We start from the raw sequence: 23,352 nt of genomic DNA, 5'->3' as shown, positions 1-23,352 counted from the left end.
GTGGACTCACCCGGTCGGCTTCGGGGTCGTCGTGGTCGTGGTGGGTTTGGTCGTGGTGGGCTTGGTCGTGGTCGTCGTGGGCTTCGTCGTCGTCACGACCGGCCCGACCTTCGCCTTGATGAGCACCTTCGCGTCCGCACCGGGCAGCTCGAACGGCGCCACCACCGGGGTCCCCGCGATGTCCACCATCCCCGGCGGCGGCGTCACCTGCACGGTCGTCGCCGTCGGGTTCACCACCACCCAGCCGTTGCTGAAACTCCGCGTCCACAGGCCGTTGGTCAGCCGGTTCGCGGCCTCGACCGCCTCGCCGAGCGCCGCCTCCTGGTACTGCGACCAGGCAGGCGTGCGGTAGTCGGGGGTCGCGCCGTTCCAGCAGGTGTGCGGGCTCGCCAGCAGGGCGGCGGTGGCGTACCCGACGCGTTCCTCGCGCGGCTCGGAGGTGTGGGTGACCAGCAGCAGCCACGACTCGCCGAGGGCGGCCTGGCCGCGCAGCTCCTTCCACTCGTTGCCGCGGAACGTGAGCAGGTCGCCCGTGCCGCCTCCGTCGCGCAGGCCGAAGTTCTCCTCCATGGCGCCGTCGTAGCGGGAGTGCGCGGTCCACCGGCCGGGCCGCAGGTGCGACTCGGACACGTTGGGGATCAGCATCTTGCCCTTCTTCGCGAGCTCGTCACCCGCGATGCCGAGGAACGCGTCGAACCCGTCGCGCAGCACGCGGTCGGTGGCCTCGACGTCGGCGGTGCCCTTCAGCACCGCCGGCGAGTAGAACCGCAGCGAGCTGAAGTCGTTGTCCGCCAGCACACCGTCCCAGCCCTCGCGGACGACCTCGTCGACCACCGCGGTCGTCCAGGCCCGCTGGTAGGTCTCGTTCCACACGGCCATCTGCCAGTGCTTCTCGTAGCCCTTCCACTCGATCCGCGCGCCCGCGGTGTCGACGGCGAACCACTCCGGATTCGTCTTCTCGGCGGCGACGTACCCGATCCCGGTCGGCAGGTACCTCGCGTCCACGCCGTTGTCGACCGTGCCCGGGTAGTTGCGGGTGCTGGCGAAGTCCTTGTACACCAGCACCTTCACCTTGGGGTTCAGCTGGCGCAACCGGCGCAGCGCCGCCGTCTCCCACGCGTTGAGCACCACGAGGCTGTAGTGCTCCGCGGCGAACTTCAGCTGCAGCGCCGAGGGTTTCCCGCCGATGCCGTACCACCACGCGCACGGGGCGAGCGGCTTCGGCTGGGGTGCGCTGACGATCGACGGCTCGGTGGGTCCGAGGCTCTCCTGGGCCGCCTTCTCCGAGACCGGCACGAAGGTGCACGCCGCCGTGAACGACAGCAGCACCACCGCGAGCACGCGGGTCGTCAGCGATTCCTTCTCCGGCACAGCTCTCCCACCGTCAACAGCACGATTTTGACGTCCAGCCACAGCGACCAGTTCGCGATGTAGTAGTTGTCGTATCGAGATCTGTCCACGATCGAGGTGTCGCCTCTCAATCCGTGCACCTGCGCGAGGCCGGTCAAACCGGTGGGGACCCGGTGGCGCGCCCAGTATAGTTCGTGGATCGCCGAGAACTGGCGAACGAAACCCGGCCTTTCCGGCCGCGGTCCGACAATGCACATGTCGCCGCGCAGAATGTTCCACAGCTGCGGCAACTCGTCGAGCGACGTGTGGCGCAGGATCCGGCCGACCGGGCCGACCCGCGAGTCGCCCTCCACCGACCAGCGCACGTCCGAGTCGTCCAGGCCGGTCTGGCGCACGCTGCGCAGCTTGTAGATCACGAACTTGCGGTCGTCCATGCCCACGCGGACCTGCTTGAAGATGATCGGCCGGCCGCTCTCGAACAGCACCGCCAGCGCGCACAGCGCGATCACCGGCGACAGCAGGACGAGCGCGAGGGCCGCGAGCGACCGCTCCACCAGGCGCTTGACGTGCCACGTCGGCCGGTTCGTCGGCGCGGTGCTCAGACGCAGCAACGGGTAGCTGCGCAGGCGTTCCACGTCGGGGCCGTCCTGGTGCAGCTCGAACATCCGCGGCACCACGAGCGTCGAGCAACCGCGCCGGTGTGCGGTGACGGCCGCGTCGACCAACGGCGAGTCGCGGGCGTGCGAGAACGCGACGACCACGGTGCCGACGCCGAGCCGGTCGATGGCCGTGGCCAGGTCCTCCTGCAGCAGGGCGACCGGCAGCTTGCGGTCACCCGGCGGTTCGGGATCGATGAACCCCACCGGGCGCAGGCCGTACTCGGGGTGGCGCAGCATCGCCTCGGCGAGGTCCGCGCCGACCTCACCGGCACCGATGATGATCGTCCGGTCGCACCGGTCGAACCGGCGGCGGCACCACCGCCCGAACGCGAACACCGCCGCCCGTGCCGGTTCGCTCACCACGACGAACGCCACGACGCCGGCCTTGAGCTGCAGCAACACGTCCGGCGACCAGCCGAGGGCCAGCACCGCGGCACCCAGCGCGGCGACCGCGATCGCCGTCGTGGCGAGCGAGCGCGGCAGCTCCTGCAACCACGACAGCCACAGCCGCCGGCGGTAGATCCGCCCGGACGCGCGGACCCCGAGCAGGGCGCAGGCGAGCAGGAACGCCCACCCTCGGCCCACACCGGCGTGCGACGCCATCACGACCAGGGCGAGCGCGTCCACCCCGACGAGGAGCACCGCCACTCCGTTGACCCGGCCCAGCAGACCGCGCGGCCGCGGGTCGTCGCGCACCGGCGCCAACGGCGCGGTGAGCTCGCCGGCGAACCACTCTTCCAGGGGAAGCCCCACGCTCGTCTCCACCTCAGCACCACGTCCCATTCGAGATCACCCGATCGAGTTCATCTGGCAGGAAAATGTCCCGAGAATGACGGCAGCGAGCCCCGTCGTCACCCGTTCGAGGAACATTCGTACCCCTTTCGAATTACATCCAGAATCGGTCGGGCGCTCCGCTCCCCCGCTGCAGAGCGAAAACCAGCCAGGGGGCGCTCCGAATTTACGGGCGGGCGTGCGAATAATTCTCGCCGCCGCTCTGATGCCCGATGAAATGGGGGCTCCATGACACTCGACGGACGCGAGGCGAAGGCCTCGCCGACGGCCGGTCCGAGACCCGCCACGGCACTCGCAACGCCGGTGCGGGGGCGGGCGCACGTGGTGCTCCCCGCCTACAACGAGGCCGCCGCGCTGCCGTCGTTGCTGCGCAGGATCGCCGAGGTCGCCCGCACCGAACAGGTCACCGCCTGGGTCGTCGACGACGGGTCGTCCGACGGCACGAGCGAGGTCGTGACCGGCGTGCCCGGCCTGGACGTCCGGCTGGTCCGCCATCCGGTGAACCTCGGCCTGGGCCAGGCCGTGCAGACCGGGCTGCGGGCCGCGCTGGCCGACGCCGCGGAGGACGACTTCGTGGTCGTGATGGACGCCGACGACACCCACGACCCCGCGCTGATCACCAGGCTGGGCAACGAGATCCTCTCCGGTGCCGACGTCGTGATCTGCTCGCGGTTCGTCTCCGGCGGCGACGACCGGACGGCCCCGCTGTTCCGCCGCATGCTGTCGCGCAGCGCGGCCGTGCTGTTCCGCCGCGTCCTCGGCCTGGTCGACGTGCACGACTTCACCAGCGGCTTCCGCGCCTACCGGATCAGCCTGCTCGCCCGCGCCAGCGCGCACTGGGGCGAACGGCTCGTCGAGGAACGCGGTTTCGCCTGCATGGTCGAGCTGCTGCTGAAGCTGCGGCACTGCCACCCGGTGATCACCGAGGTGCCGCTGGAGCTGCGCTACGACCGCAAGCAGGGTCCGAGCAAGCTGAAGCTGCGCCGCACGATCGTGCAGTACGTCCGGCTGCTGGTCCGCGACCGGCTCACCCCCGCGCCGTACCGGGAGCTGTGATGACGACGGACGTCACGGTGATCGGCGGTGGCATCTGCGGCCTCGCCGTCGCACACCGCCTCGCCCGCGCGGGCACCGCCGTGACGCTGGTGGAGGCCACCGGTCAGCTCGGCGGGCTCGGCACGTTCTTCCCGTGGCGCGACCGGTGGGTCGAGCGCTTCTACCACTGCGTCATGCCCACCGACGAGCACCTGCTGCCGTTGCTGGACGAGCTCGGCCTGCGCGACGACGTCCGCTGGGAGCGCACCAGCATGGGCATGATCGTGGACGGCCGCCACTACCCGTTCAACTCGGGCCTGGACCTGTTGCGGTTCACCGCACTCGGCCTGCCGGACCGCGTCCGGTTCGGCGTGGTCTCGGTGCTGCTGCGCCGGCTGGGCAGGGGCAAGGACCTCGACAACCTGCGCACCGAGGACTGGTTGCGCGGCCTCTACGGCGACGAGGTGTGGCAGAACCTCTTCGGCCCGCTGTTCGGGTCGAAGTTCGGCGCGGCGTTCGGTGACGTGCCCGCGCTGTACCTGTGGCAGCGCCTGGGCCGCGAACGCAACGTCGCCGTGCGCGGCTATCCGCGCGGCGGCTACAAGTCGATCATCGACGCACTGAGCCGCTCCATCGAGTCGCACGGCGGGGTGGTCCGCACCTCCGCGCCGGTGCGCGCGTTGCGGGTGTCCGGCGGGCGGGCCGAGGTCGAGCTGGACGGCGGCGAGACGATCGAGTCGCGCCGGGTCGTGTCCACGCTGCCGTTGCCCGCGTTGCGGCAGGTCGCCGACGCCGCACTGACACCGCTGCTGCCCGAGGTGGACCTGCGCTACCAGGGCGTCGTCAACGCGCTGTTCGTGCTGCGCCGGCCGTTGTCGGGCCACTACTGGACGCCGGTGCTGCGCTCCGGTACCGAGTTCGACGGCGTGGTCGAGATGTCACCGCTGACCGGCCCGGTCGACGGACGGCACCTCGCGTACGTCATGCGCTACACCGGCCGCGACTCCGAACTGTTCCAAGAGGACACTCGCGACATCGCGGCCAGGTGGACCGCACAGCTGCGATCGCTGCACGGCCTGGCGGCCGAGGACGTCGAGGAGGTGCACGTGTTCCGCGCACCGTTCGTGGAACCCGTGTACCCGTTGGGTTATCTCGCCCAACGGCCGCCGGTCGAGGTGGCGGGCACGCCGTTGCTGCTCGCCACCACCGCCCACGTCTACCCCTCGGTCACGAGCTGGAACTCCAGCGTCGGGCTGGCGAACCGGGTGTCGGACATCATCGCCCGCACCGCGGTCTCGATGAGCCCGGACGACGAACCCGTGCCGTAGGGCGACGGAATGCCCGCCAGCCGGGTGCGGTGCCCGCTCACGTCGTCCAGCCACCTGAGCACCTCGGCCCGCACCCGCGGCCCCGGCGGCACCAGCGTGCCGAACGTGCCCTCGATCTCGGGCCGTTCGGTGCTGCGGCGGACCACGACGACGGGCCGTTTGAGCACGCTGACCTCCTCCTGCACACCGCCGGAGTCGGACACCAGCACGGCGGCCCACCTGGCCAGCGACAGGAAGCCCGGGTACGACTGGGGTTCGACCACCCGCAGCCGGTCGAGCAGCCGTTCCAGCCCGAAGGCCGCGACCTGCTTCGCGGTGCGCGGGTGCAGCGGCAGCACGACCGGCAGGGGCAGCCGGGCGAGTTCGCCGAGGATGGTCTCCAGGTTCTCGCGGCAGTCCACGTTCTCCGGCCGGTGCACGGTGGCGAGCACGTAGGAGTCGGGCGTCAGGCCCAGCGACGAGATCAGCCGCAGCGACTCCGGCGCACCCGGCAGCGCTTCCTCCAGTGCCGCCACGACGGTGTTGCCGGTGACCGTGATCCGGTCCGCCGCGATGCCCTCCGCGAGGAGGTTGGCGCGGTTGACCGAGGTCGGCGCGCAGCAGAGGTCGGCGAGGTGGTCGATGGCGACCCGGTTGTGCTCCTCCGGCATCGCGCGGTCGTAGCTGCGCAGCCCGGCCTCCACGTGCACCAGCGGCACGTCGTTCGCGTTGGCGGCCAGCGCCCCGGCGAGCGCGGAGGTGGTGTCACCCTGCACGATCACCACATCGGGTGGTTCTGCCGCGAAGTGCGCGTCCAGTGCCGCGACGGCGTTGCCCAGCTGGCTGCCCCTGCTCCGCGCGCCGCCCAGCCCCAGCTCCACGAAGCTGCCGGGTTCGGCGATGTCCTGGCGGATGCGCGAGTACATCGAGCTGTCGTAGTGCTGTCCTGTGTAGACGACCGCGGCGTCGTCGCCGAACCGCCGGATGAGCGGGGCGAGCTTGATCAGTTCTGGCCGGGTGCCGCACACCATGGTGATGACGCCTTTTTTCACCGGCCGCACACTAGTTCTCGGCGCGACGCGCCCTCCCGAGCGTCAGTCGATCGAGTGAGGCGCCTGGAGTCTGGCACGACAAAACCGTTGTGGCGTCACTAATGTGCGGCGGTGTTCAAAAGACCCGTCGCAGTGGTGGTCGCCGCGATCACCGCTGCCGCACTCACCGCGTCCTCACACGCCGCCGAGCCCGCGCTGCCCGATCTGCGCCAGGCTCCGGTGGGCTGCGCCGGCGGATATGACGGCGACGCAAGCAAATGCGACTCCTGGGACGTCTGCATGGTCACCGATCCGTCCGCACCGGGTGGCCCGTGCGTCGACGAGGGTGACATCAAGGCCGTGCGCCTGAGGTTCACCACATCGGTGGACAACATCGGCGACGGACCGTTCCTCGTGCACGCCCACCGCGACAGCACCGCCCAGCCGCGGATGGCCGTCCGGCAGGCGGTTCAGTCCGGTGTGGACGGAACGATCCCGATGTCCTTCAGCGAGTCCCAGCACCGCACCTCGTCGTGGGCGTACTACGAGCCGGCGGCCGCGCACGAGCACTGGCACCTGATGAACTTCGAGTACTTCCAGCTGCGCACCCCCGCGGGCGACACGGTCGTGACCGACCGCAAGAACGGCTTCTGCCTCGGCGACCGCTACGTCAACGCCGACGCGGACGGCCTGGCCCACCGCCCCGGCGGTCGCGACACCCCCACCGGCGAGCTGGCGCACAAGCTCGACGGCCACAAGTGCGAGCACCACAACCCGGAAGCACTGGACGTGTTCTTCGGGATCTCCGTCGGCATGGGCGACGACTACAAGTACAAGGTCGAGTTCCAGTGGCTCGACATCACCAAGGTCGCCTCCGGGACCTACGACGTCGTCACGGTCGCCAACCCGGACCGCGTGCTGCTGGAGAAGAACTACGACAACAACGCGTCGTCGATGGCCATCTCGATCAAGTGGCCGGGCGGTGCCTCGCACGCGCCGGCGCGGATCACCAAGCCGCCCGCGGTGAAGCTGCTGCGCGGCTGCCCCGGCAAGATCCGGTGCGCCGACGGGCCGTGACACCGGGTTCAGCCGCCAGAATCGGCTGATGCCCTATGTGATCGGTGGCCGGCCGCTGGCCGACCGGCTCGTCGCGGAGCTGCCCGCGTTCGTGCGCCGGGTGCTCGACGAGCTGCTGCAACGCGTGCCCGAGTACCGGCAGCTGCCCGCGGAGGAGCTGTCCGGTGACATCGCGCGCGTCACCGAGCACGCGTTGCGGGCGTTCGCCACCGTGCTCGGCACGGGTGACCTGCCGTCCGCGGACGAACTGCGGTTCGTCCGCGAGTCGGCGGCGCGACGGGCGGAGGAGGGCGTGCCGATCGACGTGGTGCTGACCGCGTACCACGTGGGCATCCAGGTCGTGTGGGAAGCGCTGGTGCCGGTCGCGCGGCCGGAGGAGGTCGCGGACGTCCTCGCGCTCAACGCGTTGGCACTGCGGTACCTGCAGCTCGTGACGCCCGCGGTGAGCGCGGGCTACCTCGACGAGCGGCAGACGATGTTCGACGACGAGCGGTCCGCGCGGCACGCGTTGCTGGCGGGGTTGCTCGACGGGTCGATCATCGCGTCCGGGCCGTACGTGGCGCTGGCGCTGCACGTGCCGCCGCATCCGGACGAGCTGTCGACCGAGGTCGACGCCGCGATCGCCGGGCGCAGGAAGCTGCGCCGGTTGCGGACCGAGCTGGAACGGCACAGCCGGGAGCCGGTGCTGTCGTCGCTCGGCGTGGACGGCGGTCTCGCGTTGCTGCCCGGCGAGGATCTGCCGGTGGACCGGATCGTGGCGGACGTGACCCGTGCCGCGGGCGTGCCGCTGACGGTGGCGGCGGTCGCGGCCCCTCCCCCCGGGGTCGCGGCCGCCGCCAAGCTCGCCCGCGAGGTGCTGGCCGTGGCGCTGCGGTCGGGTCCTGGCCTGTACCGGCTGAACGACGTGCTGCTGGAGTACCAGCTGTCCCGCCCGAGCGCGGCGCTCGGACCGCTGGCCGCGATCGTGGCGCCGCTGACGGACGAGCTGGTGCAGACGCTGGAGGTCTACCTCCGGCGCGGGTCACGGCGGCCGGCGGCGTCGGAGCTGCACGTGCACCCCAACACCGTCGACTACCGGTTGCGGCGGGTGGCGGAGCTGACCGGGCTGGACCCGACGCGGATCGAGCACGTCACGCTGCTGACAGCTGCCCTGACTGCGCGGCGTGCGCGACCGTAGCGCCGAACACCGCCATGCCCGCGGCGTTCGGGTGCAGTGGCGCGGCGAGCGTCGTCGGGACCACCCCCTCCAGATAGCGGTCGGCGGGTGCCGCGCAGCTGTCGTGCCCCACCGTCACCGCCGCGAAGTCGACGAACGTCGCACCCCGCTTCGCCGCCTCCGTCCTGGCCGTTGCGCTGATCTTGTTCAGCACGCTCTGCAGGTAGTCGGCGTCCCGTGCCCACACCGGCTGACTCGGATAGCAGCCACCCGGCCTGCTGTAGGTGCCGTAGCCGGTGACCAGCAGCTTCGCGTGCGGCGACCGGCGCTTGATCTCGTCCAGCGCGGCACCCAGCTCAGGCGCCCACGCGTCGACCGCCCTGGCGAGCTGGTCCACGCCGTTCGTCGTGTAGCGGTCCCGGCACGAGACGCCCGCCGGTTCGGGCAGGAGGTTGACGCAGCTCAACGCGGTCTGGAACAGGTCGATGTCGTTGCCGCCGATGGTGAGCGACACGAGATCGGTGGACGGTTTCAACGCCTCCAGCTGCGGCGCCACGAAGCCGAACTGCCGGCTCGTCAGGTGGTCGGTCTCGGCACCGGAACAGGTGGCGTCGGTGAGACGCGCCTGGAGCAGACCGGCCGCCACCCGCGGGTAGTCGTGGTCCGAGCGCAGGCACCACAGCGCGGGATCCGGGTTCGGCACCAGCGGACCCGCCGCGGCCGAGTCGCCCAGCGCCACGTACTCGAGGGTGTCCGCCTGTGCTGGGCTTGTCCCCGCGACCAATGCCGCGAGCACCGCCAACCCGGCCACGATTCGCATCCCGAACCTCCAACGTCGCTGTCAGGTCTGCTCATCGTGGTGGCTCAGCTCACTGCCGCGGGTTGGACGTTGCCCAGAGTCAGCGGGTCGTGTTTGTGACCGATCACAATGGGCCCGTGACTCCTGGGGATCTTCTCGCGCTCGCCGCGCAGTCGTGCGTGGACGCCGCGAAGCTGTTGCACGAGCTTCGGGTCGACGTTTCCGCGAAAGGGGCGTTCGATCAGGTCAGCACCGCGGATCTGGAGATCGAGACGTTCCTGCGGTCGAGCCTGACCGCCGGCGCTCCCGGCTCGGCGGTGGTCGGCGAGGAGCTCGGCGCCGCGTCAGCGCCGATCACCTGGTACGTCGACCCGATCGACGGCACCCGCAACTTCGTCCGCGGCCTCCCGCTGTCGTGCCTCTCGGTCGCCGCGGCCGTGGACGGAGTGCTGGTGGCGGGCTGCGTGCTCGACCCGTTCCGCGACGAGCTGTTCACCGCGGCCGCGGGCGTCCCGTTCACCGTCCGCTCCACCGGCCTGACGATCACGCCCGGCGTCAGCCCGCGCCCGCTCGTGCTGACCGACATCCCGTTGCCCGGCAGCCCGTACCACGGCGAGCTGGCGCTGCTGGGCTCGTTGATGGAGGTGGCTGACGTGCGCCGCGTCTACTCGACGGCACTCTCGCTCGCCTGGGTCGCGACGGGCAGGGCGGACGCGGCGGCGAACCTCGGCATCCACCCGTGGGATGTCGCGGCGGGCGCGGTGCTGGTCCGCGAGGCGGGCGGGGTGTTCCACGAGGTCGGCCGCGACGGGTTCGCGGCCGGTCGAGGTGAGATCGTCGACTGGCTTCGCGATCGACTGGAGGACATCGTCAAGTGATCGATCTCAGCGGCAAGGTCGTGCTCGTCACCGGCGCCGGCGGCACCATCGGTGGCGGCATCGCCCGCCGGTTCTCGGACGCGGGCGCGCTCGTCGTGCGCCACAACGGTGTCGCGGACGGCGACCTCCGCACCTCCGCCCAACGCGTGGTCGACGAGGCCTTCGCCCGCCACGGCAGGCTGGACGCCGTCGTCAACAACGCGGGCGTGCAGCCCGTGGAACCGTTGCCGGACATGGAGGTGACGCAGTGGCAGTCCGTTGTGGACATCAACCTCACCGGCCCGTTCGCCGTCACCCAGGCGGCCGCCTCGTACCTGCCCGCGGGCGGTTCGGTCACGCACATCGCGTCGATCGAGGGCTCGCACCCGGCACCGGGCCACGCCCACTACGCCGCCTCGAAGGCCGCGCTGATCATGCACGCACGGGCGGCCGCCCTGGAGTACGGCCCGCGCGGCATCCGGGTCAACACGGTCTCGCCCGGCCTGATCACCCGGCCCGGCATCGAGTCGCAGTGGCCGGAAGGCGTTGCGCGGTGGCAGGTAGCGGCCCCGCTCACCCGCCTCGGCACTCCTGAGGACATCGGCAACGCCTGCGTGTTCCTGGCCTCGGACCTGGCGTCGTGGATCACCGGCCACGACCTGGTGGTGGACGGCGGCGTCACGGCCCGCCCGACCTGGTAGCTCGAAGGGCTGACCCGGCACGCGCGAACGCCCGCCACGATCCACTATGCGGAGATGTTCGTTGGCGGCACGGGCACCGTGGTGACGAGGTTTCGGGCCAGACCAGAGGAGGCCCACGCGGTGATGTGCGCCGTGCTCAACCGAGCGCGCGCACTCGGTTTCCTGACCAGGCGACTGGGCCGAGGAGTGCACCTCTGCGACGCCGATGCCGCGCTCCTGCTGCTGACGCTGGCCCCGCCGGTCCACGAGGCGAGCGACACGTACCTGTTGAGCGGCACGGTGACCGGCAGCACGCCGTGCGAGCTGACCAGCACGCTGTTCTCGTTGGTGGAGGAGGCGGTCGGCCCGTCCGCGGATATCATCGACCGCAGCCCTGCCTGAGCGGCGTGAGGAGCCGGCATGAGGCCACTGCTGGCCGCGCTGATGGTGATCGCCGTGGCGGTGCTGGTCGTGCTGGTGGTTCGCTCAGCCGACTCCGGCGAGCCCGGGAAGCCACCGGAGACGTTCCAGCGGGTGAGCGTGCGGCCGCTCGAAACCACGATCCAGCTGACGCGCTAGAAGCCCGCGATCATCGCCGCACCGCCCTGAGAATCCCGCGTGAGGAAGACCGCGACCAGCACCAGCAACACGACAACACCCACGATCGTCGCGACGAGCCACAAGCGGAGCCTGCGCGGCGAACGACCATCGACAGCAGCCGGCGCAACGGACAGTCCGGCTTCCTCCGCCGCGGCCCTGGCGATGACCGCGGGATCACCGAGCCGGTCGAGAATCCCGCGCACCTCGGCTTCCGTCTCGGCCGGCAGGTCCGCCCGGCTCGCCTCGATGTGCTCGCGAAGGTCGCGAGCCAGCTCATCCCGCCGATCCGCGGGCAGACCCGCCGTCGCCCGCGACACGCGCGCGAGGTAATCGGCGACCAGTGAGTCGTTGCGCTCGGTCATGCGGTCTCCGTCCCCAAAATCCGATCGACCCCAGCGCGGAAGGTCGCCCATCGCGCCCGGAACTGGTTGAGCGCCAACGCACCCTCGGGCGTCAGCGTGTAGTAGCGGCGCGGCGGACCGCTCGCAGACTCGCGCCATCCGCTGGCGATCTTCCCCGACTTGCGCAGCCGCGACAGCAACGGATACATCGCGCCCTCGCTGGCCGTCAGCTGCAGTTCGTCACTGATCCGGCGAAGCAGCTCCGTGCTGTACAGCTCCTCCTCGGCCACGAGGGCGAGAACGCAGTACTCGAGCGTGCCGCGGAGCAGCGCTGTCGTGACGGGCTCCTCACTCACGCCACACACAGTAGCTTGTCACGCAAGGGTCGTCCACCGGTGACGAAGCCCACACCGCGCGACACGCCGGGACCGAACGAGCCGATCCTGAGCCACCACCCACCGCCGCAGCGCTCGGCAAGGCCCTGACCTGCTGCGACGACCGCAGTTCATGATCACTCAGCTCAGCGACCACCTGAACGATGACCAAGATCAACTTCTGGTTACTCTCCGGCTCCCCTCCGAGCACCTTTCGGAGGTGTCGGACACGGCCGAACGGGTCGGCGAAGCCGTGCTGGTGAAGAGAGAAACGCCTGTTCAGGCACCAAAACGCGCGTGGTGCCCCCGACACGGTACGCACTAAATCCTTGCGGGGTCGCCTCCGTCGTGAACTGCAGATATTTGCCACCCTTCCGATCACGCATCGCCGTCGGCGCCGTATGGGTAGCGGCCGATGAAGCATCTCGACGGTTCACTCCGGAGCGAGAGCATCTGTATGCGACAAACTTCCTGCCGCGCTGACGACTCCAAGCTCATCAGCAGCGACGCAGGTCTCGTGTTCGCGGCGGTGCCGCAACGTTCAGATGGTGTTCCTGAGTACATCCCACATCAGGTGCGCGTCTTCGGCGCGCTCACCGGCGGCAGCCCAGGCATCGTGGCCCCGTGCATCGATTACTGCGGCGAGGTGAAGGTTGCTCCCAGCCTCGCTCAAGCCTTCGATGACCTCGGTGGGGTCGGCAATCAACGAGGTCAAGAACGCGAGATCTTCGAGGTGGCGGGAGTTCCACGCCTTAGCGGGAGCAGTGTTGTACTGCTGACTGTAGGCCGCCGCTTTGAGTTTCAGCGCCCGCGCCATGTCCGGGATCACGAGCTCGGCACTCTGTTCGCCGAAAGTGGCGTGAACAACGACCCGATGCCGCAGCGCTTCACGACCAGCTGGCACTTCGATGGTCGTACCAGGCGGTGTCGTGGTCAGGTCCGGAGGTGGCTTCACCCCCAACGGGGCAAGGACATCGACCTGCTCACCATTCGGCCCGAGGTACCGGTGACTCGAATCGTTCGGGGCCTCCGCCGCGATGGTGTATCCGAGCTGCTGTAGTGCGGCGACAGTGTCACGAATGGAGCTGGCTGCGATTTCGACGTCACACAGTACATCGACGTCACGGGTGACACGCGTTGGTTGCCGACCGACAACAGCACCGTGGAGGAACGTCATAACTCCGCCGATCAGCACGTGATCTGCGGGCAAACTCGTAGCAACAGTGAGCACCGTTTGCCACAACTCGCCGACCGGAGTGGCGAGGGGCGTCAAAGTGGCACTACCCAGGACAGGAAGATCTGGCCACTGCTCGGAGGTCATGGATGCCGACACTGCGCAGAGATTAGTCGTCGTCGCGGTGCAACAGTTCGGCAGCGACGCGATGGGCGCGCTCGTCGACTTGGTCCAGAAGATCGGCAGCAGCGACCTCGCGCGGCACCACATTAGCGGCGGTCAGCACACCGGTCGCATCACCAGGAAGTTCAGGAGGCAGTTCGCGCAGGATGAGGTTGGGGCTACTGGAATTCCAGCCGACTCCGCGCATTTCACGGGCCAGTCCCAATGCCGCTGCGGTGAGGTAGAACTCCCACCGCCTGTACATGTCACTCGACACCAGGGGAGCGCCGTGAGCTATCGCCGCGTCGGTGCCTCCCACACCTACCCCCTTGAGGCCCGCGATGCGATTCGCGACGAACTCCGGTACGCGTACGTGGTGCACCTGAGCGCGACGGGCCAGCATCCCAGGCCACTGCGACAGCGGTCGGCGAGCGTACCGGCGAACACGGACCAACTCCTCCGGGCTCACCCACTGGGGCTTGCGGTTCCCTACGACCCACAACATCGCCCACGCGTTCTTCGCCGACAACGGCCTACCAGCCGAAGGCGACGAGGCACGCCGCTTCCGCACCGATTCCTGGCTCACCAACACGATGCCGCGCGCAGGCCTGGCCGCGGACAGCACACCAGCCCTCACGAGGTCACGGATCTGCTCTGGTTGAACACCGAGTACCGTCGCAGCCTCGGAAACTGTCAGCCATCCATCAACGCGGACCGGCGACTCGACCTTCTCGCTCCGTCCTTGGTCAGCACCGTCAACTCGACGCCTCTCACCAGGCATGACTAACACAATACCCCACATCGACGGGGGTATTGTGTAGCTGACATTGCAGCTGACGAGGAGCGGCGACCTCTCCTAACTTGGGCGCCCGTTGGGCGCGGACTGCCGGGTATCACCGGGAACAGCCGGGTATCACCGGGAGTTAGAAGATCACCCCCTGACCGGGTTGTGCCTGTTCAGGGGGTGAATCTATGAGGTAAACGGAGTGCCCCTGACACGGTATGCACTGAATCCTTGAGGGGTCGCACCCGCCGTGAACTGCAGATATCTGCCACCGTTCCGATCACGTATCGCCGTCGGCGCCGTCGCGGTGGTGCTCGATGAGGTGCCAAGACTGGTCGCTCTGGCTCCAGTGCGCATGTACCGGACTGGTGACACTCGGCGCGGCGTACGCGTCGTATCGCCATGGTCGGGAGTTCGCGCTCCGATACGGCGCCGATGCGACAACCGCGGCGATCTGGCCGCTGATCCTGGACGGGTTGCTCACCTCGGCGACGGTCGAGCTGTGGAAGAGCAGTGCCGGCTCCCGCTGGAAGGCGTGGTCGGCCTTCGGGGTCGGCATCGTGCTGTCGCTGTGCGCCAATATCGCCTCGGCTCCCGAACTGACGGTGTTCGCAGTCGCGGTTGCTGCCTGCCCACCTCTGGCCCTGCTGCTCGCGGTCGAACTGCTGAACCGCTCGCTCAAGCGCCGGCGAGCCGAGATCTTGACCGAGACCGGCGACGAGACGACCGAGACAGATCCGGTGGTGCGTCTCGCAGACGGCTCGGACACGGACCCCGTTCGCGAACCAACCGCTGAAGAGCAGATGTGGGCCTACTTCCAGATCCAGCGCGCCCGTGGCCGCTGGCCGAGCGGTGCCGAACTCGACCGCATTGTCGGGACCAACAACTACGGCCGAAAGCTGCTCCGCCGCTGGAAGGAAGACGGCCGCGCAGAGAACGCCTGCACACCGGCGATTCAGAACCACTCGAACGTGTGAGCAAGTACTCGGTGCATCGGTTGCACTTGTTGGGCGATCCCTTGCGGGATCGAACGACACACGGACAGTGTCGTGTCATGGTCAAAGAGGTGGTCAGCGGCCTGTACTCCTTGTGAAGGTGGTGCGCCATGTCGAAAGGCACGACGTCAGGCCTACTCGACACGCCGAAGGCACAGTCCGTCTTCAAGCACGCGATCCTCGATGGCTACGTCATTCCCTTCGCGGTGATGACCGCCTCCAAAATTCCTGACCGACGAGCTGTCCTTCTCGACGGATTCGCTGGCCGCGGACGGTACGACGACGGCCGACCCGCGTCTGCGGAGTATCTGCTGCGGGCTGCCGAATCGGTGAGCAACTCCACGAAGGTGGAGGTGTTCCTGGTCGAGCGATCAAGGAAGGACTTCAAGCTCCTCGCAGCCGTCGCCGACGAGTACCGGCAGCGCGGCGTCGCGGTCGAGTCACGCCAGGGCGTCGTTCAGGACCACCTTCAAGAGGTACTCACACGGGCGACGGGTGCCCCACTGTTCTTATTCCTCGATCCCTGCGGCGCGAACTTGCCGTTCGAGACGTTGAGCAAGATCTTGAGCCATGACCGGCGCACCGAGTGGCCACGGACCGAGGCGCTGCTCAACATAAGCGCAGAACTGACTCGCCGAGCTGCCGGCGCGGTTGCCAAAGGTCTCACTGACCACGACGCGGTCCCCGTGATGAACGCCATGTGCGGCGGAGCCTGGTGGCAAGAAACAGCGCTGAAGGCACACTCGACCTCGCCAACCTCTGACTGGGAGTCAGCCGCCGAGGCCGTCGTTGACGAGTACGCACGACGCCTAGCGCAGGCATGTCGGATGAAGGCCGTCGTTGCCCCAGTGCGCCGCAAAGCACACCACCAACCCGTGTATCACCTGGTCTTCCTGACGAGGATGAACTACGGGCTTTGGGTCTTCGCGGACGCTGCTGCTAAAGCCCGCCACAAGTGGCTCGACGTCCTAGGCCCCAGCGACGAAGAGGTCGAAGGCATGCTCTTCGACATGGTTGCGGACCAGATCGAGTCCGAGACCGAAGCCTCCTTCGTCAAGATCAAGGACAACCTGAGGAAACTGGCGGCACAGGGCCGCAGGCAGAAGCTGGTCGACCACACGACGGCCGTGTTCGAAGGCTTCTACGGAACAGCGCTCGAGAAGACAGTCCGCAAGGCGATGCGTGAGCTGCAGACAGAGGGCGTTGCAGTGGATGCGAAGCCGAAGCAGCTCCGAGATTGGCTAATCGGCTAGATCTCACAGAGCGAAGGCACCAGGCATCTCATCCCACAGACGCCCATCAAGTTCGCGCCCTAGCGCCTTCGGCGTCCTCCCGCCCCACTGCTTGAAGAAGAACGGCACTCCGGCGTCTTGGCACGCGTCACGGATCCCACGCGCCCAGGCGAGTTCCATCGGGCGGTAGCGAGGTCCGGACTCTCCTCCGGCAATGACCCAGTCGATGCAATCGAGGTTGATGCCGTCCAGCGCGCCAAGCAACGGCTCGCAGGAGAGGAAGCGCACCTCAGCCGACACCGCTCGCAGATCATCCACTCGCGACAAGACATCGGCGCTCTCGACTGACACCCCCATCCACAGGTTCGCGGGCCAGTCGAGCTTGTCCGCAACCTTCTTCAGGCGCACTGAACGCTTGGTGAGCACCTGGTAAGTGTGACGCGGGGTCTCGGCGATCACCTGGAAGACATCGCGCACGAAGCCCAGAGGAACCTTCGCGTGGAAGAGATCGCTCATGGAGTTCACAAAGACGGTCCGCGGATTGCGCCAGCGATAGGGCTCCTGGAGCGACTCAGGGTGGATCGTGACGCCGAACCCAGGTCCCGAGGTACGCGGGTCGCCGTCGTTCTGATACTTGTCGGCGCCCATGGCCTTCAGCCGCTTCGCAAGCGTCAACGCGTAGCAGTTGTCGCAGCCTGGGGACACCCGGTCGCAACCGGTCGTCGGATTCCAGGTGACTTCGGTCCACTCGATCGCGGTCCGCTGCTTAGTCATCGCGTGATGCCTTCTCCCGCTCGTCCACGTCGAGCCGCTCCTCGGTCTCGCGGCCAAGGCGAAGCCACTCAGTGATGCGCTCCACCGGCACGATCGCCAGAACTCCGGGGTTTCGCTCGTCTTCCAGGACATACACCTGGTCGCCTGGCTGCAACCTCACACGGTCGGTTAGCGCCTTGGGCAGCGCAATCTGGCGATTCACGCTGATCTTGATTGGCCCGTGCGGCTCCGACACATCGGGATCATACAAGTTTTTGTAGTTCTTGTACTCACGTGCGCGAGGCCCGCTGATCCGCCAGTTGCGGGGCGTCAACGATCGCCAGCGGGCACGAGGAGTCGATCAAGCAGGGGTGCGCCCGGTGAAGTACACAGGCGATGGGCCCTCAGGCCCTAACGCTTACCAAAGCGACGGCAGAGTTCACGAATGAGCAGCAATAAGCCGAGCAAGGCGGCGAACGCGCCCCATCGGGGAGACCGCGCGCTATTGGGAAGCCCCGATACGGACGCGCGTGGCAACTGCTCTTGGCTCGGGACCGAACCAGCGGCAGGAGAGGGCACAGCTACTCCGAGATGAGCCTTAACCACCTCGAACAGCATGCTCGCGAACAAGGACCCGCCGATCCCCAACGCGATGCCCGCAACAGCGAGCAAGTCTTGCTTACCAGCCATTGCATCGACATTCGTGATCCGAACCGTCGCTGCGATCGGGCTAGTTTGGTCCCAGGCAATCGAACTAGTGTTAGACAGCGGTGGAACGGCAACGTCGACGACTGCTCTGGGGAGAAGAGGACCTACAGTCACTTTTGAACGTAACCGTATGGGTATCAGCCAAGATCCCCGAAGAGTCCCGTTCCCCTCGAAGAGGCCACGATGTCCGTCCGCCACTCCAGGAAGCCCGCCCACACGAGGCCAAACCTGGCTATGCCGCCCAGTCTCGAATCCTAGATAGGTCGCCGGGCGTTGGATCGGCGCTCGTACGCGACCTGAGACCGAGTAGCCAGAGCCTGCAAAGTCCTTGCTTCCCGGCTCGGAGATGCAAGGTGTTGCGGGAGCGATGTTGACCTCTGCAATCTGAATCGGACCAAGGTCAATCGTCCGCTGGGTGTCTGTCAACGATCCACCTTCAAGCTCTACGAACTTGGCTGCGGTCCGGTCCCGCGAGGACGTCACTACAGGCTGGTCCAGACGGGCTTGTCCTCCTAGCAGGAGCACCCCACGGAACGGCCGGCTCCCGCAAACAAGAAGGGAGTACTCCAAGAGCGGACGGTCTCCCGCAACGCCTGTTCCGGCCGGCTGCGCCCACAGAACAACCTGCTCAGGCTCTGCCTCATCCCTCATCTGGAGAGCTGCCACCCAGCCGTCGAACGGCTGGGTCTCTGGCTGCGCGTTTACCAACCTGGCGGCCACGAAGTAAAAGAAGACGGAACCGACGCCGATGACCAGCACGAGTACCACAGCGGTCACCCGGAACCACTTCATCGCGCACATGCTCCCTAATGGTCAACGACGAGGTGTTTGATCAGTCACACGCCGTCGACACCGCGTCACTACCGCACGAGGTGAATACAAGATCAGGATGCGGTCATGTAACGGGAAGCGGCACGTCAGTCGAAAGGCCGTCCGTATCGGGGACACTCGCCGTGACGGCAGCGTACGAAAACTCCTTCCCTCCCCGCGGAGAACCAACCGTCCTCGTCTTGCGAAGCGCGCCCACGGCTGCAAGGCGCTTTAGTCGGTTGTTGGCATTCTGGGGAGTGATACTTAGACGTTGAGCAAGGTCATTTGCTTTGAACTCACCTAGCTCCAGGGCTGCATCGAAAGTTTCAGGGAGTGGTGACGCACCATCAAGCTTGAGCGCCCCGTCGGTGTCGAGGACAACCACCTGAGCATCCCGGCGCTCAAGACAGATGGTGACCGCCTCGGCGTTCTCGATGTTCAACCCGGCGACCTTGAGCGTCATGTCCTGGCTTGCAGCCTCAAGGGAGGCGAGGAACTTACCGAGGAACTCGTCAGCGAAGCTGATAGTCATCGCCGTCACACCGGTGAAGTCGATGGTGAGGTCGACTCCAGACTTGCCTGCGAGGATCTCCTCAAGCAGACTGCGCCCCTCGCGTGCCTTGCTGCGCGTAGCGGGGAACTCTCCCAGCTGGACGACATTGAAGACGACTGCCTGCGTCATGGTTTCTCCGGTTTCATTGTACCGATTGAACCATCCTTACGGGTGTTGCGGAAGTTCGTGGGACAGCCACGCCCAAGTGCCACGAGTTTGGTCTGGACGAGGGCTGCGCGACACGGTTCGAGACTGCTCGCATGCAGTCACCGTGATCTCACCTGCGCCAGACCGGATGTGGAAGCGGATCTTGCCGTGCTTCTGCCCACTGTCGATGAGATCGCCGAGACCGTTGCCCCGCGTATCCGAGGTGCCCGTAACGCCATGTTTCATGGCTTCCTCTAGCGCATGGACATCGGTGTTGAGGTGCTGGTGCAGCGGGTTCTGCCTCAGGTGCTGCAGGACTCCCATCCCGTTGTCACAGACAGCCAACTCCAGCCGCGGCTGCCTAGTGGTCGCGCCCGTGTAAGCCTGCGCCGCAATGAAGGCCCCCTCATCGCTCGCCCCATGCTCGACGGCGTTGTCGAGAAGCTCGTTGCATGCTCGCACTAGAGCCGGCCCCACAGAAGGTGGGTAGAACGCAGTAATCAGGTATCCGACTTTCTCAGCCAGATCGTCCACTGTGGCTCGCGTCAGTGGCGAGACCTCAAGCAAGCGGTGACCCAGGTCCACCCGCTTCTCAGACGCGCTGCGCCCCACTATCTGCGTGCGCGGGGGCATTCGACGCAGGACGTCCATCCGCTGGAGGTAGGAGGCCGTGTCAGGCTCCCGAGGCAGGCGGAAGATCACGGGAATCGCTGCCGCCGACGCCCAGTGCGCTATGGCAAGCACGCCAGCCAGGTCCAGCGGACAGACGAAACCGATCTTCCTCGCGTCGATCACCAGAACCCCGGGACTCGTCACGTAGTTCAGCATGGCCGCCGTAGCCAACGGCTTGTCTCCGATGAGGCTCAGCTCCATGTCTCCAGTCTCCTTGAGATTCACAGACCTTCACAGCTACCCTCCTCTGGACTCGGTTTCACGGTGCACAATGAAACCGATGATATACTGGACCTGGCCCGACGGCATCCGCCAAGCGGGTCTGGAGCAAGGAGAGCCAGATGAGCAGCACCAACCGGCATGTCGTGCCGAACCCTGACGGCGGCTGGGACGTCAAGAAGCCCGGCGCGCAACGGTCGAGTAGCCACCAACCCACGCAGCAGCAGGCGATCGACCGTGCCCGCGAGATCGTCCAGAACGCCGGCGGCGGCGAGGTCGTCACTCATGGCCGCGATGGCCGGATCCGCGACTCCGACACCATCGCGCCCGGCCGCGACCCATTTCCCCCGCGCGACACCAAGTAGCCCACATCACGACGGCTCGTGAGCCGTCGAGCATCAGCAGGGAGAAGTCAATGACGACCGCAGAAGTCGACACGCAGCACCCCGATCACGACGACAAGACCGTGACCATCGTGGTCAACACCCGCGAGCACTCGTGGGACCAGAAGGAGATCTCGTTCGAGCAGGTATTCGAGCTCGCCTACCCCGGTCACCAACTCGCGGACGGCGAGACCGTGACGATCCAGTACTCACGCGGCCCGAACGAGAAGCCCAAGGGCTCGCTCACTGCAAACCACAGCGTGAAGGTCAAGAACAAGATGGTCTTCGATGTCTACCTCACCACTCGTTCGTGACACCGACCTGGGGCGTCTTCTGGACGACGGCTACGACGTCGTCGTCCAGGAGGGCCACCTGGTTGTTCGCCAAATCCCATACGTCACAACCGAAGCAGCCGTTGCGTACGGCTTCCTCACGTACCCAGTCACGGTTGCTGGCGACCGCATCGTGTCCGGCACCGATCACCGCATCTGGTTCGGCGGCAGTACTCCATGCGACGAGCACGGCCAGCCGATCAAGTGCGCGAACGCGGAAGAACATGCGGTCACCTCCAACATGCGCGCCACCTTCATGCTGTCGAGCAAGCCGAGGCCCAACGGGTACGCCAGCGAATACGAGAAGGTGACCGCGTACGTCCGCATCCTGTCCCACCCAGCCGTCGCGCTAGACGATTCAGTTACCCCGACCCCAGGCGCAGCGTGGCAGGAGGTCGAAGACGACCTGCCCTTCCGCTACCGGGACACCGCCACCGCTCGCGCTGGCTTAGCTGCGCTGAACAAGGTCTTCTTCAACCAAAAGATTGGCGTGGTCGGCACGGGTGGTACGGGCGGCTATGTCGTCGATCTGGTGGCGAAGACACCGGTCGCCGAAATCGCACTGTATGATGGGGACACCTTCGACAACCACAATGCATTTCGCGCACCCGGCGCTGCCGACATCGAGGTTCTTCGTGCTCGACCTAATAAGGCGGAGTATTTCGCGCAGGTGTACGGGCACATGCACACCGGCGTCACCGCCTATCCGGTTTTCATCGATGAAAGCAACCTCGCACTGCTCGATGATCGCACTTTTGTCTTTTTGTCGATGGACAACACTTCAGCCAAGCCCGCCATCATCGAACATCTCAGGGAACGAAAGATCCCGTTCATTGATGTAGGAATGGGGGTTGAGGAGATTGACGGAAAGCTCTCGGGCTTGCTTCGCATAACCCTGAGCCTGCCCGACTCCACCGCCACTGACGCTCAAATCCCAACGAAGCGCGGCGATGTCGACGAGGACGACTACAGCCGCAACATCCAGATCGCAGATCTCAATGCTCTGAATGCAACCTTCGCCGTGGGTAGATGGAAGCGCTGGCTCAACTTCTACGCGGATGGGTCCGAGGAGACCTCCATGACCTACTCCATCTACGTCAACGAGCTCTCCAACGAGGTTGCCCAATGACCAAGGAGACTCATCTTCGACCAGAGTTCGTCACATCATTTCCCACTCCCATGGAGCACGGAGTGATGTACGTGTCAATCGAGTACAACAGCTGCGGACACCTCTGCGCCTGCGGGTGCGGTCGAGAGGTAATCACGCCCTTGTCACCAGCGCAGTGGTCAATCACATACGACGGCGAGAACATCTCAATATGGCCGTCAGTTGGCAACTGGTCCCTGCCGTGTCGATCCCATTACATCGTGGACCGAGGCAGAATCCGTTGGGCCCGGAGCTTCACTGAACGCGAGATTGAGCGAAACAGGGTGCACGATCGCATCCTTCTTGAAGGACAATACGGCGACAACGAAAAGCTAGCCGATGAACGGACCGATGCGGTCGAACCGACCTCAAGCTTGCCCAACTCTGACAGACACCGAGTCGGTACGTGGAAATGGATTTTGGGCCACGTACGCCGCCTCATAAGCTGACAGCCGTCACGCCGAATCACCCCTGTTCGACTCCTTTCCATGTTACAACAGCTTATGCAGCAGCGGGGCGGCGCATGCTCAGAACTTGAAGCCATCAGCCTTGGTGTACACGAGGAAACTGAGCCATGTGCCCGCGCCGACGGCGAACGACCCGCCATCTGGATCCTTGCTGTCGCGCATCGCGGTCTCCATCTCGCTGACAGCAAGCTCGACACAGTTGTTGTCGGGTGCGGTGTAGCTGGACTTGCGCCACGTCTTCTCAGGGTTCGTCATGTCGCTGGAGTCTCTCCTTGAAGAGTTCAGCCTGTTCGCGGATGACCTGGAGCGACTCTTCGGGCGTGAAGGCCAGCTCCTCCGCGATCTCGTTGAACGACTTGCGGAACTTGTCTACGTCAACGTCATTCTCCACCCATCGACCACCTCCCCTGGTCTCCAGGTAGACGACGTCGGGGAAGTCCTCGTCATCGAAGCTCAGGATGGTCACGCCGTCGATGGCGTAGGCGCCGGCGTCCTCGCCGATCACCTGGATCGTCACGTTCGGAAGGGCCGCGGCCGCCATCAGGTGGAGCAACTGTGCGTACATGGCAGCAGGTCCTCCGACTGCGCGGCGCAGAGCCGCGATGTCGATCAGGAAGTGCGCCTGAAGCGGAGCGTCTCCGTGTAGCCGCATCTGGCAGCTCTGCCGAGCGGCGACGGTGCGGCTGGCGGGAACCTTCGGGTTGACGAACCGGTGCGCCGCTTCGCGGAGAGCGAGCGTGTACTCCGGGACCTGCA

General features: G+C 66.7%; 28 protein-coding genes and 1 pseudogene. 14 read left to right on the top strand and 15 right to left on the bottom strand.

Features of this window, described 5'->3' with window-relative positions; all coding sequences use genetic code 11:
• Positions 1-6: 6 nt before the first annotated feature.
• Both ACWEIJ_RS27415 and ACWEIJ_RS27410 read right to left on the bottom strand, forming a co-directional pair.
• Positions 7-1,371, bottom strand: a complete 1,365-nt coding sequence (locus tag ACWEIJ_RS27415; RefSeq protein WP_449840105.1) for a putative glycoside hydrolase family 15 protein — start codon at positions 1,369-1,371, stop codon at positions 7-9.
• Positions 1,350-2,762 (bottom strand): exopolysaccharide biosynthesis polyprenyl glycosylphosphotransferase, encoded by a 1,413-nt coding sequence (locus ACWEIJ_RS27410; protein WP_449840104.1) that lies wholly within the window; start codon positions 2,760-2,762, stop codon positions 1,350-1,352. Before ACWEIJ_RS27410 ends, ACWEIJ_RS27415 begins: the two co-directional genes overlap by 22 nt.
• Before the next feature lie 267 nt (positions 2,763-3,029).
• Between ACWEIJ_RS27410 and ACWEIJ_RS27405 the strand changes: the two genes are divergently transcribed.
• Entirely contained in the window at positions 3,030-3,857 is an 828-nt protein-coding gene (locus ACWEIJ_RS27405; protein ID WP_449840103.1) for a glycosyltransferase, read from the top strand.
• Complete coding sequence (locus ACWEIJ_RS27400; RefSeq protein ID WP_449840102.1) at positions 3,857-5,164, top strand: FAD-dependent oxidoreductase; 1,308 nt, start codon at positions 3,857-3,859, stop codon at positions 5,162-5,164. Before ACWEIJ_RS27405 ends, ACWEIJ_RS27400 begins: the two co-directional genes overlap by 1 nt.
• Here the strand turns inward: ACWEIJ_RS27400 and wecB are convergent.
• Positions 5,053-6,195 (bottom strand): non-hydrolyzing UDP-N-acetylglucosamine 2-epimerase, encoded by a 1,143-nt coding sequence (gene wecB / locus ACWEIJ_RS27395; RefSeq protein WP_449840101.1) that lies wholly within the window; start codon positions 6,193-6,195, stop codon positions 5,053-5,055. The two genes, ACWEIJ_RS27400 and wecB, sit on opposite strands and share 112 nt — an antisense overlap.
• A 111-nt stretch (positions 6,196-6,306) precedes the next feature.
• Here wecB and ACWEIJ_RS27390 point away from each other — a divergent pair, with 111 nt between their 5' ends.
• Both ACWEIJ_RS27390 and ACWEIJ_RS27385 read left to right on the top strand, forming a co-directional pair.
• The gene (locus ACWEIJ_RS27390) at positions 6,307-7,251 is read left to right on the top strand and encodes a lysyl oxidase family protein (RefSeq protein WP_449840100.1); all 945 of its coding nucleotides are present in this window, start codon (positions 6,307-6,309) and stop codon (positions 7,249-7,251) included.
• 28 nt (positions 7,252-7,279) lie between these two features.
• Positions 7,280-8,428, top strand: coding sequence for a PucR family transcriptional regulator (locus ACWEIJ_RS27385; protein ID WP_449840099.1), 1,149 nt, complete (start codon positions 7,280-7,282; stop codon positions 8,426-8,428).
• Here ACWEIJ_RS27385 and ACWEIJ_RS27380 read toward each other — a convergent pair.
• Positions 8,382-9,227, bottom strand: coding sequence for an SGNH/GDSL hydrolase family protein (locus ACWEIJ_RS27380; RefSeq protein ID WP_449840098.1), 846 nt, complete (start codon positions 9,225-9,227; stop codon positions 8,382-8,384). The two genes, ACWEIJ_RS27385 and ACWEIJ_RS27380, sit on opposite strands and share 47 nt — an antisense overlap.
• A 116-nt stretch (positions 9,228-9,343) precedes the next feature.
• On the opposite strand from ACWEIJ_RS27380, the gene ACWEIJ_RS27375 reads away from it, so the two are divergent.
• From ACWEIJ_RS27375 to ACWEIJ_RS27360, 4 genes are read left to right on the top strand one after another with little or no spacing between them, the layout of a single operon-like run.
• Positions 9,344-10,084: an inositol monophosphatase family protein gene (locus ACWEIJ_RS27375; protein ID WP_449840097.1), complete on the top strand. Its 741-nt coding sequence runs from the start codon at positions 9,344-9,346 to the stop codon at positions 10,082-10,084.
• On the top strand, positions 10,081-10,764 hold the full coding sequence (locus tag ACWEIJ_RS27370; protein WP_449840096.1) for an SDR family NAD(P)-dependent oxidoreductase: 684 nt from the start codon (positions 10,081-10,083) through the stop codon (positions 10,762-10,764). Before ACWEIJ_RS27375 ends, ACWEIJ_RS27370 begins: the two co-directional genes overlap by 4 nt.
• 54 nt (positions 10,765-10,818) lie before the next feature.
• Positions 10,819-11,145, top strand: a complete 327-nt coding sequence (locus ACWEIJ_RS27365) for a hypothetical protein (RefSeq protein ID WP_449840095.1) — start codon at positions 10,819-10,821, stop codon at positions 11,143-11,145.
• A gap of 18 nt (positions 11,146-11,163) precedes the next feature.
• On the top strand, positions 11,164-11,322 hold the full coding sequence (locus ACWEIJ_RS27360) for a hypothetical protein (protein WP_449840094.1): 159 nt from the start codon (positions 11,164-11,166) through the stop codon (positions 11,320-11,322).
• Here ACWEIJ_RS27360 and ACWEIJ_RS27355 read toward each other — a convergent pair.
• The 5 genes and pseudogenes from ACWEIJ_RS27355 to ACWEIJ_RS27335 form a co-directional block, all read right to left on the bottom strand.
• Positions 11,319-11,705 (bottom strand): HAAS signaling domain-containing protein, encoded by a 387-nt coding sequence (locus ACWEIJ_RS27355; protein WP_449840093.1) that lies wholly within the window; start codon positions 11,703-11,705, stop codon positions 11,319-11,321. The two genes, ACWEIJ_RS27360 and ACWEIJ_RS27355, sit on opposite strands and share 4 nt — an antisense overlap.
• Positions 11,702-12,040, bottom strand: a complete 339-nt coding sequence (locus ACWEIJ_RS27350) for a PadR family transcriptional regulator (RefSeq protein ID WP_449840092.1) — start codon at positions 12,038-12,040, stop codon at positions 11,702-11,704. Before ACWEIJ_RS27350 ends, ACWEIJ_RS27355 begins: the two co-directional genes overlap by 4 nt.
• A 559-nt stretch (positions 12,041-12,599) precedes the next feature.
• Positions 12,600-13,379 (bottom strand): hypothetical protein, encoded by a 780-nt coding sequence (locus tag ACWEIJ_RS27345; protein WP_449840091.1) that lies wholly within the window; start codon positions 13,377-13,379, stop codon positions 12,600-12,602.
• Positions 13,380-13,401: 22 nt separating this feature from the next.
• Positions 13,402-13,713: a hypothetical protein gene (locus ACWEIJ_RS27340; protein WP_449840319.1), complete on the bottom strand. Its 312-nt coding sequence runs from the start codon at positions 13,711-13,713 to the stop codon at positions 13,402-13,404.
• A 258-nt stretch (positions 13,714-13,971) separates the two neighbouring features.
• A pseudogene (locus ACWEIJ_RS27335) lies at positions 13,972-14,175 on the bottom strand (helix-turn-helix domain-containing protein); the annotation flags it as partial.
• Positions 14,176-14,495: 320 nt separating this feature from the next.
• Between ACWEIJ_RS27335 and ACWEIJ_RS27330 the strand changes: the two are divergent.
• Positions 14,496-15,155 (top strand): DUF2637 domain-containing protein, encoded by a 660-nt coding sequence (locus ACWEIJ_RS27330; protein ID WP_449840090.1) that lies wholly within the window; start codon positions 14,496-14,498, stop codon positions 15,153-15,155.
• Between the two features lie 128 nt (positions 15,156-15,283).
• Positions 15,284-16,426, top strand: a complete 1,143-nt coding sequence (gene tcmP / locus ACWEIJ_RS27325) for a three-Cys-motif partner protein TcmP (RefSeq protein WP_449840089.1) — start codon at positions 15,284-15,286, stop codon at positions 16,424-16,426.
• A 3-nt stretch (positions 16,427-16,429) separates the two neighbouring features.
• On the opposite strand, the gene ACWEIJ_RS27320 is transcribed toward tcmP, so the two are convergent.
• From ACWEIJ_RS27320 to ACWEIJ_RS27305, 4 genes are all read right to left on the bottom strand, one after another.
• Positions 16,430-17,179 carry a DUF5131 family protein gene (locus ACWEIJ_RS27320; RefSeq protein WP_449840088.1) on the bottom strand — a complete coding sequence of 250 codons (750 nt, stop codon included), beginning with the start codon at positions 17,177-17,179 and terminating at the stop codon, positions 16,430-16,432.
• Positions 17,172-17,414 carry a hypothetical protein gene (locus tag ACWEIJ_RS27315; protein WP_449840087.1) on the bottom strand — a complete coding sequence of 81 codons (243 nt, stop codon included), beginning with the start codon at positions 17,412-17,414 and terminating at the stop codon, positions 17,172-17,174. Before ACWEIJ_RS27315 ends, ACWEIJ_RS27320 begins: the two co-directional genes overlap by 8 nt.
• A gap of 1,347 nt (positions 17,415-18,761) precedes the next feature.
• A complete protein-coding gene (locus ACWEIJ_RS27310) occupies positions 18,762-19,358 on the bottom strand; it encodes an STAS-like domain-containing protein (RefSeq protein WP_449840086.1) in 597 nt (198 codons plus the stop codon).
• 36 nt (positions 19,359-19,394) lie between these two features.
• Entirely contained in the window at positions 19,395-20,249 is an 855-nt protein-coding gene (locus ACWEIJ_RS27305; RefSeq protein ID WP_449840085.1) for a hypothetical protein, read from the bottom strand.
• Positions 20,250-20,389: 140 nt separating this feature from the next.
• Here ACWEIJ_RS27305 and ACWEIJ_RS27300 point away from each other — a divergent pair, with 140 nt between their 5' ends.
• Genes ACWEIJ_RS27300 through ACWEIJ_RS27285 form a run of 4 tightly spaced genes read left to right on the top strand, consistent with a single transcriptional unit; the run spans position 20,390 to position 22,578 of the window.
• Complete coding sequence (locus ACWEIJ_RS27300; RefSeq protein ID WP_449840084.1) at positions 20,390-20,632, top strand: DUF2188 domain-containing protein; 243 nt, start codon at positions 20,390-20,392, stop codon at positions 20,630-20,632.
• A gap of 50 nt (positions 20,633-20,682) precedes the next feature.
• On the top strand, positions 20,683-20,964 hold the full coding sequence (locus ACWEIJ_RS27295) for a multiubiquitin domain-containing protein (RefSeq protein ID WP_449840083.1): 282 nt from the start codon (positions 20,683-20,685) through the stop codon (positions 20,962-20,964).
• A complete protein-coding gene (locus ACWEIJ_RS27290; RefSeq protein ID WP_449840082.1) occupies positions 20,939-22,111 on the top strand; it encodes a ThiF family adenylyltransferase in 1,173 nt (390 codons plus the stop codon). The genes ACWEIJ_RS27295 and ACWEIJ_RS27290 overlap by 26 nt, the downstream gene beginning before the upstream one ends.
• Positions 22,012-22,578 (top strand): DUF6527 family protein, encoded by a 567-nt coding sequence (locus ACWEIJ_RS27285; protein WP_449840081.1) that lies wholly within the window; start codon positions 22,012-22,014, stop codon positions 22,576-22,578. Before ACWEIJ_RS27290 ends, ACWEIJ_RS27285 begins: the two co-directional genes overlap by 100 nt.
• A gap of 78 nt (positions 22,579-22,656) precedes the next feature.
• Here ACWEIJ_RS27285 and ACWEIJ_RS27280 read toward each other — a convergent pair whose 3' ends face one another.
• Together ACWEIJ_RS27280 and ACWEIJ_RS27275 are read right to left on the bottom strand one after the other, a co-directional pair.
• Complete coding sequence (locus tag ACWEIJ_RS27280) at positions 22,657-22,851, bottom strand: DUF397 domain-containing protein (protein WP_449840080.1); 195 nt, start codon at positions 22,849-22,851, stop codon at positions 22,657-22,659.
• Positions 22,838-23,352, bottom strand: a 515-nt coding sequence (locus ACWEIJ_RS27275) for a DUF5753 domain-containing protein (protein WP_449840079.1), incomplete at its 5' end; no start/stop codon positions are given. The genes ACWEIJ_RS27275 and ACWEIJ_RS27280, both read right to left, overlap by 14 nt.

The organism is Lentzea sp. NPDC004789 (assembly GCF_053601075.1).
This window is presented reverse-complemented; position numbering and strand designations above follow the sequence as displayed.